The organism is Micromonospora krabiensis, from assembly GCF_900091425.1.
GTDB classification, from domain to species: Bacteria; Actinomycetota; Actinomycetes; order Mycobacteriales; family Micromonosporaceae; genus Micromonospora; species Micromonospora krabiensis.
This window is the reverse complement of the sequence record NZ_LT598496.1, coordinates 3,463,976-3,476,487: the sequence shown is the minus strand read 5'-3', so window position 1 is coordinate 3,476,487 and position 12,512 is coordinate 3,463,976. Positions and strand designations below refer to the sequence as shown.

Sequence of the window (12,512 nt, the reverse complement as noted above, 5' to 3'; positions counted from 1 at the left end):
ATCGTGGCCCCGGGACGCCCGGCCCGGCACGCCGACCGGTGCGGCGGTCAGCACGCCAACTCCTCGATCACCCGGGCGAGGGCGGCCACCCCGGCGGCGCAGTCCTCGTCGGTCGCCGACTCGGCCGGCGAGTGCGAGACGCCGGTCGGGTTGCGGACGAAGAGCATCGCGGTCGGCAGGTACGCGGCGAGCACCCCGGCGTCGTGGCCGGCGCCGGTCGGCAGCACCGGCGCCGTGAGCAGCGCGGCGAGCCGGTCGGCCAGTCCGCCGTCGAAGGCGACCAGCGGGGTGGCCGACTCCTCGGTGACCGTCAGGCTGGTGCCGTCGCGGCGGGCCCGCTCGGTCGCCTTGTCGCGTACCGCGGAGACCAGACCGGCGAGCGTCTCCGGCTCGGCGGCGCGGGCGTCGAGCCAGCCGGTCACCCGCGACGGGATCGCGTTGGTCGCGTTCGGCTCCACCGACACCCGACCCACGGTGGCGTGCGCGCCGCGCAGCCGCGCCTCCTTGTTCGCCGCCAGCACGGTGAACGCGTACGTCAGCATCGGGTCGCGGCGGTCGGCCATGCGGGTGGTGCCCGCGTGGTTGCCCTCGCCGGTCACGTCGAAGCGCCACCGGCCGTGCGGCCAGATGGCACTGGCGACGGCGACCGGCGCGGCGGTGTCGGCCAGCGCGCGACCCTGCTCGACGTGCAGCTCCACGAAGCACCGGAACCGGTCGAGCAGCTCCGGGCGGGCACCGGCCGGCGGGTGGCCCAGTGCCGTCGCGAAGTCGATCCCGTCGGTGTCCCGCAGTGCCGCCGCCCGCTCCGGCGCCAGCGCGCCGGTCAGCAGCCGCGACCCGAGGCACGGTACGCCGAACCGGGCTCCCTCCTCCTCCACGAACGCGCCGATCGCGACCGGCCGGACGGGCGCGACGCCCGCGGCCCGCAGCTCGTCGACCGCGAGGAACGCGCTGACGATGCCGAGCGGCCCGTCGTACGCCCCGCCGTGCGGCACCGAGTCGAAGTGGCTGCCGGTCAGCACCGCGTCGCCCGCGTCCGGGTCGCCCCACCAGGCGAAGAGGTTGCCGTTGCCGTCCTCGGTCACCGGCAGCCCGCGCCGCCGCGCCTGCTCCCGGTACCAGTCCCGCAGCCGCAGCTCCGGCTCGGTCAGCGCGTAGCGCAGGTAGCCGCCGCTGCCGGCGTCCCGCCCGACCGGGGCGATCTCGTCCCAGAGCGCCCGGAACCGCGCGGCGAGGTCGGTCACGCCGGGCCCTCCGCCATCGGGACGCGGACGCCGGTGCGCTCGGCGACCTCGCGGGCGCTGTCGTAGCCGGCGTCGACGTGCCGGATGACCCCCATCGCCGGGTCGTTGGTGAGCACCCGCTCGATCTTCTGGCCGGCGAGGGCGCTGCCGTCGGCGACGCAGACCTGACCGGCGTGCAGGGACCGGCCCATGCCCACCCCGCCACCGTGGTGGATAGACACCCAGGACGCGCCGCTGGCCGTGTTGACCAGCGCGTTGAGCAGCGGCCAGTCGGCGATGGCGTCGGAGCCGTCGGCCATCCCCTCGGTCTCCCGGTATGGGCTGGCCACGCTGCCGGTGTCCAGGTGGTCGCGGCCGATCACGAGCGGCGCGGACAGCTCACCGGAGGCGACCATCTCGTTGAACCGCACGCCCGCCCTGTCCCGCTCGCCGTAGCCGAGCCAGCAGATCCGGGCCGGCAGACCCTGGAACGCGACCCGCTCGCCGGCCATCCGGATCCATCGGGCGAGCGACTCGTTCTCCGGGAACAGGTCGAGGATCGCCCGGTCGGTGGCGGCGATGTCGGCCGGGTCGCCGGAGAGCGCCGCCCACCGGAACGGGCCCTTGCCCTCGCAGAACAGCGGCCGGATGTACGCGGGCACGAAGCCGGGGAAGTCGAAGGCGCGCTCGTAGCCGGCCAGCTTCGCCTCGCCGCGGATCGAGTTGCCGTAGTCGAAGACCTCGGCGCCCGCGTCGAGGAAGCCGACCATCGCGGCCACGTGCCGGGCCATCGACGCGCGGGCACGGTCGGTGAACTCGGCAGGCTTGGCCGCCGCGTAGTCCCGGGCCTCGTCCAGCTCCACCCCGACCGGCAGGTACGACAGCGGGTCGTGCGCGCTGGTCTGGTCGGTGACGATGTCGATCTCGACGCCGCGCACCAGCAGTTCGGGGAAGACGACCGCCGCGTTGCCGACCACGCCGACCGACAGGGCCCGCCGGTCCCGCTTCGCCGCGAGCACCCGCTCGACGGCCTCGTCCAGCGAGTCGGCGACCTCGTCCAGGTAGCGGTCGCGGACCCGGCGCTCCAGGCGGGTGCGGTCCACGTCCACGATCAGGCAGGCGCCGCCGTTCATGGTGACCGCGAGGGGCTGGGCCCCGCCCATGCCACCGCAGCCGGCGGTCAGCGTCAGCGTGCCGGCGAGCGTGCCACCGAACCGCTTCGCCGCCACCGCCGCGAACGTCTCGTAGGTGCCCTGGAGGATGCCCTGGGTGCCGATGTAGATCCAGGACCCGGCGGTCATCTGCCCGTACATGGTCAGGCCGAGCTGTTCGAGGCGCCGGAACTCCGGCCAGGTGGCCCAGTCGCCGACCAGGTTCGAGTTGGCCAGCAGCACCCGGGGCGCCCACTCGTGGGTGCGCAGCACGCCGACCGGCCGGCCGGACTGCACCAGCATCGTCTCGTCGTCGCGCAGGTCGGTGAGCGTACGCACCAGCGCGTGGTAGGACGGCCAGTCCCGGGCGGCCTTGCCGGTGCCGCCGTAGACCACGAGGTCCTCGGGGCGCTCGGCCACCTCCGGGTCCAGATTGTTCATCAGCATCCGCAGCGCCGCCTCCTGCGGCCAGCCTCGGGCGGTGCGCTCGGCGCCACGGGCGGCGCGGACCAGGTGGGACATCTCGGTTCTCCTCTCAGCCGAGGAACAGCTGTCGGCGGGCGGCGGACGCCTCGAACGCCTCGAGCCGGCGTTGGGTGTCGGCCGGGGCGGCGTCGCAGATCGCTTGGAGCAGCACCATGGCCAGGGCCATCGGAGCGGTGTGCAGGTCGAAGACCAGGTCGGTGCCGACGGCCGCGGGCAGCAGCACGTCGGCGTGCTCGGTGGCCGGGCTGACCGGCGAGTCGGTGATCGCCACGACGGTGAGCCCGGCGGCCCGGGCCTCGCGCAGCGCGTCCAGCGTCTCGCGGGGATAGCGGGGGAGCACGAAGGCCAGCAGGGCGCCGGCCCCGGCCGCGGCGGCCTGTTCGAGGCGGTCGGTGAGCAGGCTGCCGCCGTCGTCGAGCACCCGGACGTCCGGGTGCACCTTCGCGGCGAAGTAGGCGAAGTAGGCGGCCAGCGGCGCGGCGGCGCGCAGGCCGAGCACCGGCAGCGGGCGGCTGGCGGCGAGCACCCGCCCGGTCTCGGCGATCCGGTCCCGGTCGGCGAGCTGCCCGGCCAGCCGGTCGAGGTTGCCGATCTCCGTGCGTACGGCCTGCTGGAGCTCGTTGCCGGCGTCGGTTGCGCCGTCCGGCCCGTCGGCGGTCAGTTCGCGCAGCCGGCGGCGCAGCGCGGGATAGCCGTCGTGGCCGAGCGCCACGGCGAACCGGGTCACCGACGGCTGGCTGACCCCGGCCAGCTCGGCGACCTCGGCCGCCGACAGGTAGGCCACGGTCGGGCCGTGCTGCACCAGACAGTGCGCGATGCGCCGCTGGGTGGGGGTGAGCCGCACGCCGTGGAACAGGTCGAGCACCCGCTCGACCGGCTCGGCGACGGCTTCTTCATTCACGCCGTGACTCTATGCATAAAAACTTTCAGAGGACAAGACCGGCCGCCCGCCCCTGCGCCCACTCGTCGATATGTCTTCGGCCGACCGGCGGGCAGCTCGGGTAGCGCGGGCTCTGTAGGATCCGCAAGGCGGTTGAGCTAAGGAGTGGCATGCAGCCCGAGAGCCCATACAGGTACACCCACATGTTGGGCGCGTGTCAGGTCGGCAAGGCCTGGGCCGCGGTGGATGGGCAGGGCCGGTTCGCGACCGTGGCCGTGTTGGACGGCGTGGCCGCGTCCGACCAGCGGTGGCGGGACGCCTTCGCGAACGCGGTGAACGCGTTGGCCCAGGCCGACGGTGGGCACACCTTCGCCGCCTCCGACTTCTCGGCGGCCCACCCCTGGGTGGCCTACACGGCCGAGCAGGGCCACGCCCCGCAGCGGCTGTTCCAGAGCCTCGGCCTCGACTACCAGCCGGTGCCCGACCTGCCGATCTCGGCGCCGCCGGTCTCCGGCACACCCGCCTCCGCCACCCCGGTCTCCGCCACCCCCGTCTCCGGCCCGTCGGTTTCCAGCCCGCCGGTCTCCGGTGCGCCCGAGTTGGTGTCGGAGATGCCGCAGCTGCCGTGGGCGGTGCAGCAGGCGACCCCAGTCTCCGGTCAGCCGGTGTCGCCGTCGCCGCAGCCCGTTTCGGGCTCACCCTCCTCGCCGGACGCCGGGACACCCGTGCCGTCACCGCGCCCACCGGTCGGCCAGACCGGCGCCGCGTTCCAGGACCCGTTCGCCACCCCCACCCGTCGGATCAAGCCGTCCGAACCGCAACGCAGCCGCACCGGGCTCCGGGTGGGCCTCATCGCGCTGGTCCTGGTGCTGGTCGTTGGGGGCGGCGTGGCGGTCTGGGCGCTCTCGGGCAACGACGACGGGACGCCGGACGGCGCCCCCACGGCCAGCGCCGCCCTGCCGCCGCCGATACCGACGACGCCGCCGCAGTCGCCCGGCATCGAGCCGCCGAAGGCGGGCGCCTGGCCGACCCAGTGGCCGCGGTTCAACGAGCGGGACACCGTCCGCACGCTGACCGACCTCGACGGCCTGGGCTTCCCGGTGAAGGTCCCCACCACCTGGCAGTGCACGCTGGTCGGTCGCACCGAAGGGTTCGTCAAGTACCAGTGCGGCGCGGCCGCCACCGGCCAGCAGGCCGTCGGTGGCGAGGTGATCGTGCGGGACTGCCCCCAGCCCTGCACCGACCAGTGGCAGAACGCCATGCGCGGTGTCGAGGAGGCATGGGGTGCGCAGTGGATCCGCAGTGGACAGTACGCCAGCTACGCCGAGCAGATCATTGAGATCGACGGCCAGCAGCGGCACGGCCTGGTCGTCGTCGCCTACTTCCGTAGCGGCGAATCCGGTGCGATCGACCGGCAGTTGGTGATCCGGATGACCTCGCCGGTCCCGGAGGCGTACCAGCTGCGCCGCTTCGCCAGCTACATCCGCGACGTGGTGGTCTTTTGAGCGCCCCGACGGACGGAGCGCCGACGAGGACCGACGCTCCCGTACCCGGGACCGCGGCGGCCCCGGTCCTCGCCGGTCGGTCCGTCGCGTTGATCCACGAGTGGTTCGGCGCCACCGGCGGATCCGAGCAGGTCTTCCTCAGCATGGCCGGGGTCGTGCCGCACGCGGACCGCTTCGTCTTGTGGAAGGACGACGACGCGACCGTCGAGGCGGACATCCACGAGTCATGGCTGGCGCGAACCCCGTTGCGGCGCAGCAAGGCCCTGGCGCTGCCGGTCATGCCGCTCACCTGGCGGACGCTGACCCGCAAGACCTATGACGTCGTCCTGTCGTCCAGCCACGCCTTCGCGCACACGGTGAAGATCGGCGACCCGGACCGGACCCGCCACCTGAGTTACGTGCACTCACCCGCCCGCTACGTCTGGAGCCCGGAGCTGGACCAGCGGGGCGCCAACGCCGTCCTCGCACCGATGCGCGCCGTGCTGCAGGCCGGCGATCGGCGGCTGAGCCGCCACGTGCACAGCTACGCGGCGAACTCGCGGGAGGTCCAGGCCCGGATCCGCCGCTACTGGGGGCGGGACGCCCGAGTCATCAATCCGCCGGTCGAGGTGGACTACTTCGGCGCGGCCCCGCCGGAGGTGCGCGACCAGGACCGCCGGTACCTGCTGGGTGTTGGCCGCTGGATCCCGTACAAGAACTTCGACCTGATGATCGGCATCGCGGCGGCGGCCGGCGTACCGCTGGTCATCGCCGGCAGTGGGCCCGAGAAGGAGAACCTGCGTCGGCTCGCCGCCCGCGTCGACGTGCCCGTCACGTTCGAGGTACGGCCGACCCGAGAGCGGCTCCGCGAGCTGTACTGGGGCGCCCGCGCGCTGCTCTACCCGGCGCTGGAGGACTTCGGAATGATTCCGGTGGAGGCGCAGGCCTGCGGCACGCCGGTGGTCGGCTGGGCCCGCGGCGGGTTGCTGGAGACCGTGGTGACCGGCGAGACGGGTTTCCTGCTCGACGGGACCGACCCGGTGGACTACGTGGACGCGGTCCGCGACGCGTCCAGGCTTCCCGCGTCGGCTGCGCTCGCCAACGCCCGACGGTTCACGCCGCAGGCGTTTCAGGCGAACATGGCCGCCTGGTTGACCGAGGAGGCGTAGCCGGGCCGGCTATAGGCTTCGGGACGGTCCTCGCATAGTCTTGCCGGGCTCAGGGCACTGCGAGCTGGAGATGACTTCATGGTGACGGCGTCGGTGCCGGAGCACGCCCGCCTCGCTGAGGGGCCGGTGGCCAACGTACTCATGTTGGGCACCGCCGAATGGGACTCGCCGATCGCGACGAACCAGCACTACGTGGCGCGGGAACTCGCCCGGAGCGCGACCGTGACGTTCGTCGAGTCGCTGGGGCTGCGACGGCCCACGCTGCGGCGCGACGACGTGGTGCGGATGGCCGCACGCGTCCGGCGGGCGATGGGTGACCGGGAGACCCCCGCGCAGCGGCCCCGCCCGGCCGGGGCGCACGTCGTGTCGCCGATCGTGCTGCCGGTGCACCGTACGCCGACCCGGCCGCTCAACCGCGCGCTGCTGCGGCGGGCCACGGCCGACTGGCTCGCCAGCCCACGTCCGCGTGTGCTGTGGACGTTCACCCCGGTCACGTACGGGCTGGAGGAGGCGGCCGACGTGGTCGTTTACCACTGCGTCGATCTTCTCGCGACGTTCCCCGGGGTCGACGGTGTCGCCGTGGCCCGGGGCGAGCGGTCCCTGTCGTCGCGCACCGCCGTCGCCATCGCGACCAGCAGCGCCGTTCACGAGCACCTGGTCGCCGCGGGCTTCCCCCGGGTCGACCTGCTGCCGAACGTCGCCGACGTGTCGGTCTTCACCGCGGCGAGCCGCCCGGCGGCCGAACGCCGTCCGGCGGTGCTCTTCTCCGGCAACCTGACCGTCCACAAGCTCGACCTGCCGCTGCTGGAGTCGGTCGCCACCGCCGTGCGCGGTCACGGCGAGCTGCTGTTGGCCGGCCCGCTCGCCGCTGGTGGGGGCAGTTTCGACGCCGAGCTGCGTCGCCTCGAAGACCTGGGCGCCCGCCACCTCGGCGTCCTCACGCCCGCCCAGCTCGCCGAGGTGGCGGGCACCTGTGCGGTCGGCCTCATCCCGTACGCGATCAACGACTACACCCGCGGCGTCAGCCCTCTGAAGTGCTTCGAATACCTGTCCTCGGGGCTGGCGGTGCTGAGCACTGGGCTACCCGCGGTCACCGAGTTGGCCGGGACCAACCCCCACGTGACGGCAGCCGCGGCCGCCGAGCTCCCGGCCCGCGTGCCGGAGCTGCTCCAGCCCGTCGGCGACGAGATCCACGGCGCGCGGATGGCCAGCGCGGCGGAGCACGGCTGGGAGGGTCGCGGCGCTCTCCTGCGTGAGCTGTTGTCGGTCGAGCTGAATCGGCCCCGGTCATGAAGCGCGTCCTGGTCGTCAGCGTCGAACCCCCGTGGCCTGCGCAGCACGGGGGTCGCATCCGCACCGCCCGCGTCGCCGAGGCGTTGAGCAGCCACGCCGAGGTGCTGGTCACCTTCCCCGACCACGGCACACGGGAGCCGGACGCGCCCGTCGCGACCCGTCCCCTGGCCTGGGCCGCGCCCTCCGCCGTCCGCACCCGGGCGTCGGGCCGGCCTCACCTCGGCGGGCACTACCTGCTGCCGGTCGCCGACGCCCTCGACGCGGTGTGCGCCGAGTTCCGACCCGACGCGGTCTACTGGTCCCACTCCTACCTGGCGGCGTGGGCGCCCCCCGAGACCAGCCGGGCACCGCAGGTCGTCGAGTTCGCCAACATCGAGAGCCGGCGCCTCCAGACCCTCGTCAGCTCCGCGCAGGGCTGGCAGCGGATGGCGCGGCGGGCCGAGGCGACCAAGGCCGCCTACTGGGAACCCCGGCTGGCCGCCCGCGCCGCGCTCTGCGTCGCGCTCTCCACGCCGGACGCGGACGTTCTGAGCGGCTGGACCCGGGACGTCGTCGTCGCCCCCAATGGCGTCGACGTCTGGCCCTACCACCCGTCCCCGGAGAACGGGTACGTCCTCGCGTTGGCCTCCTACGACTACGAGCCGAACGTGGTGGCGCTGCGCACGCTGGTCCGCGACATCTGGCCCCTGGTCCGGGCCGCCTGGCCCTCCGCCCGGTTGGTGGTGGCCGGCCGGCGCAGCGAGGCGCTCGGCCCGGAGTTCGACGGCGTCCCCGGCCTACGCGTTCTTGGCACACTCGCCGACGTCGCGGACGCGTACGCCGGCGCCGCGCTGACCGTCGCCCCCGCCACCACCGGCGGGGGTTCCCAGCTCAAGCTCACCGAGTCGATGTCGCGGGGACGCTCCGTCGTCATGAGCACGTTCGCGGCGAACGGCCTCCCCGCCGCCCTCCGCGGTGCCGACGCCTATCAGGTGGCCGACGACCTCGACACGTTCGCGAAGGCCGTCGTCGATGGGTTGCGGGACCCGGCCGCCCGGCACGCCCGGGAGCAGGCCGGGTGGCGGCGGTGCGCCGACCTCGGCTGGCCGGAGGCCGTGCGTGACCTGGTCGGCGGCATCGCGGCCCTCGCCGAACGAACGGCGACGTCGTGATCCGACGGGTCCACCTCGTCGAGTCGGGCGGCCGGGGCGGCGTCTTCAACCACACCGTCGAGGTCGCCGCCGGTCTGACCGGGCTCGGTGTCGACGCGGTCGTCCACACCGCCGACGACTGCGACGCGGCGCCCGACGCGGTGAGGCTCTGCCGCTGCGTCACCTGGCACCGCGCCTCCGCCAACCGGTTGGTCCGCCAGGCCCGGACGTCGGCCCGCTACGTCCTGCGTACTCTGCCGCACCTGCGCCGGGTGATCGGCCCGCAGGACGTCGTGCACGTTCAGGGCATGTTCGCGCTGACCCCGGAGCTCATCGCGGTCGCCCGGCAACGTGCCGCCACCGTCATCGCCAGTCCCCACAACACCTTCGTCCGGTCGAACGCGCCCGGGGGCGGGCGGGCTCTGCGCAGCGCGCTCCGGGACGCCGACCGGGTCCTGGTCTACTCGGAAGCGGACCGGCTGTCCCTCGCCGAGCGCGGGGTGGCGAACGTCGCCCAGGTCCCGCTGGTGCAGTGGACACCGCCGCCCGACCCGGCGCTCGTGGCCCGCTGGCACACCGAGCTGACGCCGGACGGCCGGCCCCTCGCGCTCCTGCCCGGTCAGGTCCGCGCGGACAAGAACCCGGAACTGTTCGTCCGTGCCCTAGCGGAGCTGCCGGGCTGGCGGGGCGCGGTGGTCGGCGAGGACCTCGGCCCCGGCGGGCAGGTGGACGCGCTGGTTGCGCAGACCGGAGCGGCCGTCTCCACCGCCTACCGCTACCTCGACGTGGCCGGGTTCACCGCCCTCGTCGCGGCCGCCGACGTCGTTGTCGCGCCGTACCGGATCGCCAGCCAGTCCGGCGTCGTCGCGGTGGCAGCCCGGCTCGGTGTGCCCACCGCGGTGGCCCCGTGCGGTGGGCTGGGTGAGGCGGCGACCGCCGTTGCCCGGGACACCAGCGTCGAGGCGATCCGGGACGCCGTCGTCGCCGCGTACGAGACCGGCGCGAAGCCCGTGGACACGGCGGACGCCGCGCGCCGGTACCTGCACGAGTACATCGAGACGCAGCGGGGCCGCGGCGCCGGCCGGACGCTGACCCGGTGAGGAGAGGACCGTCTTGTCCACGATGACCGTCACGGTGGTCTCGGTCTCCGACACCGCCGGCGGCGCCGAGGCGCACACCGTCGCGCTGGGCCGGGGGATGCGGGACCGCGGGCACGACGTGGTCCTCTACGGCCGCTGCCCCGGATGGGACGAGCAGGGGCTCGACCGGGCGGAGATCGGGCTCGGGCCCAAGTGGTCACGGCGGACGATGGCCACCGGGTTGCTGCGGGTGCCGCTCGAACGGCGCCGTACGCAGGATATCGCCGATTCTTCGATCTACTACCTGCAGTTCAAGCGGGAACAGATCGCCCTGACAGCGCCACTGTCCGGTCGCGCTCCCGTGGTCTGGACCGAGCACGGCCGATGGATGGGCGGCCCGGTCGGCCGGCTGCTGCTCGCCGGCTATGCGCGCGCGGCCGAGCACGTCACGCGGGTGGTCTGTGTCAGCGGGACGGTGGCCGACGACCTCGCGCCGGTGGTCGGCCGGGACCGGCTCGTCGTGGTTCCCAACGCCATCGACACCGCGCGGTTCGCCGCCCCGCTGGCATCGGTCCGGGCAGCGCTGCGGGAGCGACTGCTTCCCACCCGCTTCCAGGACCGTCGGGTCGCCGTCCTCGCGGCCCGGCTGCACCCCGCCAAGCGGCACGACCGGGCTGTCGCGGCGGCGCTGGCCAGCGGAAGCGCCCTGGTCGTCGTCGGTGACGGGCCCGACCGCGAGCGCCTGGAGCGGCTGGCCGCGGGAAACCCCAACGTGCACTTCACCGGGCACCGGGAGGACGTGCCGGAGCTGCTCGCGGCCAGCGACTTCTATCTCTACTGCGGGGCGGAGACCGACGGGACGCCGACGTGCGTGCTGGAGGCCGCGGCCTGCGGGCTGCCGGTCGTGGCGTTCCGGGGCGACCCCGGGACCGAGTTGATCCCCGACTGTGGTGGCCTGGTGATCGAGGAGCCGTCCGACCTCACCGCCGCGACGGTGTCGGCGATCCTGGAGAATCGGGGCGCCGGCGTCGACCACGTCGCGAGGCGGCACGGCCGGCAGGCCTGGCTCGACGCGTACGAACAGATCTTCGGGGAGTGCCTGCGGTGACCTCGCCTGGGGAGACCACGACCGAAACGGCCGACGCGGACGCGGGCGCGGTCGCCGCGCCCGCCGCGACGGCGCAGGCGGGGCCGTCCCGCTCGGCCCGCGGACTCAGCACCGCCACCGCCATCTCCCTCGGGCTCCGCCTGGTGGGTCTGGTCGTGGGCATGGCGACCACGTCGGTGCTGGCCCGTTACCTGAACCCCGACGGGTACGGCGTGTTCTCCCTCGCCCTCACCCTCGGCACCGCAGCGGCGCAGGTCGCCGACATGGGCACGACGATCACGGTGAGTTCCCGGATCGCGCGGGAGAGCGCATCCGCCGGTCGCATCCTGACCACCGGTCTGGTCATCCGCACGTCGGTGGCGCTGGCCGCGACCGTCGGGCTGCTCGTCGCCGCCGCCGTGGGACTGTTCGGTGACTCCAGCGGCGTGGTCGCCGTCGTGGCCGTCGCGACCCCGCTGTCGGCGGCGTCCGTCCTCACGGCCGGGGCCACGGCCCGTTTCCGGCCCGAGGTGTCGTCCTTCCTCGCGCTCGTCCAGGGTCTCCTCTGGCTGGTCGCGGTGGTCGTCGTCGCCCGCACCGGTGGTGACGTCGTGCTGCTCGCCTGGTTGTTCGTCGCGGTCGTCGCGCTGCAGACCTGCGTGGGCGTGGCCATCAATCGGCGGCTCGTGCCGCTCGGCCGGCCGTCCTGGACGGAGGCCGGTCGGATCTTCGCGCTGAGCTGGCCGCTGGCGATCAGCTCGCTGGCCGTCATGGTCTACTACCGGCTCGGCTCGGTGATCCTGTTCCACCTTCAAGGCGCGGCCGAGGTGGGCTACTACTCCGCCGCGTACAAATTCCTCGACGTCGCCCAGCTCGGCCCGGCCATGCTGGTGGCTCCGCTCCTGCCGATCGTGGCGACCAGCATGACCATGGACGCCCACCGCCGCAACGTGATCTTCAGTCTGGCGACGCGCACCGGCGTCGTGGTCGGTGCCGGCACGGCGGTGCTGCTGATCGCGCTGGCCCCGGTGCTCGTCGCCTACCTGTACGGCGACGACTTCGGTCCGGCGGTCAGACCGCTGGTGCTGCTCGCGGTGGCATTCGTCGGGGTTACCCTCGGCTACGTCGGTACGACGATCTGCTCCGCGCTGGGCGTCGTACGGCCGATCGCGGTGCTGACCGTCGCGGTCGCGGTGCTCAACGTGGCGGCCCAGTTCTGGGCCTGCGCCCGCTGGGGGGCCACGGGCGCGGCGGCGGTCGCGGCCGGCACCGAGTTCGTCATCGGCGTCGCGACGTGCCTGCTGGCCGCCCGGGCGATGGCCTCGCGCCTTCCGGTACGGGAAATGGCGAGCGTTCTCGCCGTCGCCGCCGTCACGATCCTCGGGCTGTGGCTGGCGCCGATCCCGTGGCAGGGGGAGGCGCTGTTGGCGGCCGGTCTGTTTGGCGGAGCGGTGCTGGTGTCGCGCGCGCTCACCACGGCCGACCTTCGGCGGGTGTTGTCCCGCAAGGCGCTCTGACCCGGCGGCTGCG

Annotated in this window: 10 protein-coding genes; 7 read left to right on the top strand and 3 right to left on the bottom strand. The window is 74.0% G+C overall.

The genetic code is table 11. From position 1 onward, the window contains the following. Nucleotides 1-47: 47 nt before the first annotated feature. From GA0070620_RS15655 to GA0070620_RS15645, 3 genes are read right to left on the bottom strand one after another with little or no spacing between them, the layout of a single operon-like run. Entirely contained in the window at nucleotides 48-1,244 is a 1,197-nt protein-coding gene (locus tag GA0070620_RS15655) for an allantoate amidohydrolase (RefSeq protein ID WP_091591585.1), read from the bottom strand. After that, nucleotides 1,241-2,896, bottom strand: coding sequence for a urocanate hydratase (gene hutU / locus GA0070620_RS15650; RefSeq protein WP_091591581.1), 1,656 nt, complete (start codon nucleotides 2,894-2,896; stop codon nucleotides 1,241-1,243). Before hutU ends, GA0070620_RS15655 begins: the two co-directional genes overlap by 4 nt. Nucleotides 2,897-2,909: 13 nt before the next feature. Further along, nucleotides 2,910-3,761, bottom strand: a complete 852-nt coding sequence (locus GA0070620_RS15645; RefSeq protein WP_091591579.1) for a MurR/RpiR family transcriptional regulator — start codon at nucleotides 3,759-3,761, stop codon at nucleotides 2,910-2,912. Nucleotides 3,762-3,943: 182 nt separating this feature from the next. Between GA0070620_RS15645 and GA0070620_RS15640 the strand changes: the two genes are divergently transcribed. The 7 genes from GA0070620_RS15640 to GA0070620_RS15610 all read left to right on the top strand — a co-directional run bounded on the left by GA0070620_RS15640 (nucleotide 3,944) and on the right by GA0070620_RS15610 (nucleotide 12,499). Then, nucleotides 3,944-5,245 carry a hypothetical protein gene (locus tag GA0070620_RS15640; protein WP_091591577.1) on the top strand — a complete coding sequence of 434 codons (1,302 nt, stop codon included), beginning with the start codon at nucleotides 3,944-3,946 and terminating at the stop codon, nucleotides 5,243-5,245. Then, nucleotides 5,242-6,393: a glycosyltransferase gene (locus tag GA0070620_RS15635; RefSeq protein ID WP_091591575.1), complete on the top strand. Its 1,152-nt coding sequence runs from the start codon at nucleotides 5,242-5,244 to the stop codon at nucleotides 6,391-6,393. The genes GA0070620_RS15640 and GA0070620_RS15635 overlap by 4 nt, the downstream gene beginning before the upstream one ends. Before the next feature lie 78 nt (nucleotides 6,394-6,471). Beyond that, nucleotides 6,472-7,686: a glycosyltransferase family protein gene (locus GA0070620_RS15630; protein ID WP_091591573.1), complete on the top strand. Its 1,215-nt coding sequence runs from the start codon at nucleotides 6,472-6,474 to the stop codon at nucleotides 7,684-7,686. Continuing rightward, entirely contained in the window at nucleotides 7,683-8,837 is a 1,155-nt protein-coding gene (locus tag GA0070620_RS15625) for a glycosyltransferase (RefSeq protein ID WP_091591571.1), read from the top strand. The genes GA0070620_RS15630 and GA0070620_RS15625 overlap by 4 nt, the downstream gene beginning before the upstream one ends. Further along, on the top strand, nucleotides 8,834-9,916 hold the full coding sequence (locus tag GA0070620_RS15620; protein WP_091591569.1) for a glycosyltransferase: 1,083 nt from the start codon (nucleotides 8,834-8,836) through the stop codon (nucleotides 9,914-9,916). Before GA0070620_RS15625 ends, GA0070620_RS15620 begins: the two co-directional genes overlap by 4 nt. A 22-nt stretch (nucleotides 9,917-9,938) precedes the next feature. Next, nucleotides 9,939-11,003, top strand: coding sequence for a glycosyltransferase family 4 protein (locus GA0070620_RS15615; protein ID WP_091591565.1), 1,065 nt, complete (start codon nucleotides 9,939-9,941; stop codon nucleotides 11,001-11,003). Further along, nucleotides 11,000-12,499: an oligosaccharide flippase family protein gene (locus tag GA0070620_RS15610; RefSeq protein ID WP_091591563.1), complete on the top strand. Its 1,500-nt coding sequence runs from the start codon at nucleotides 11,000-11,002 to the stop codon at nucleotides 12,497-12,499. Before GA0070620_RS15615 ends, GA0070620_RS15610 begins: the two co-directional genes overlap by 4 nt. The last annotated feature ends 13 nt before the right edge of the window (nucleotides 12,500-12,512 follow it).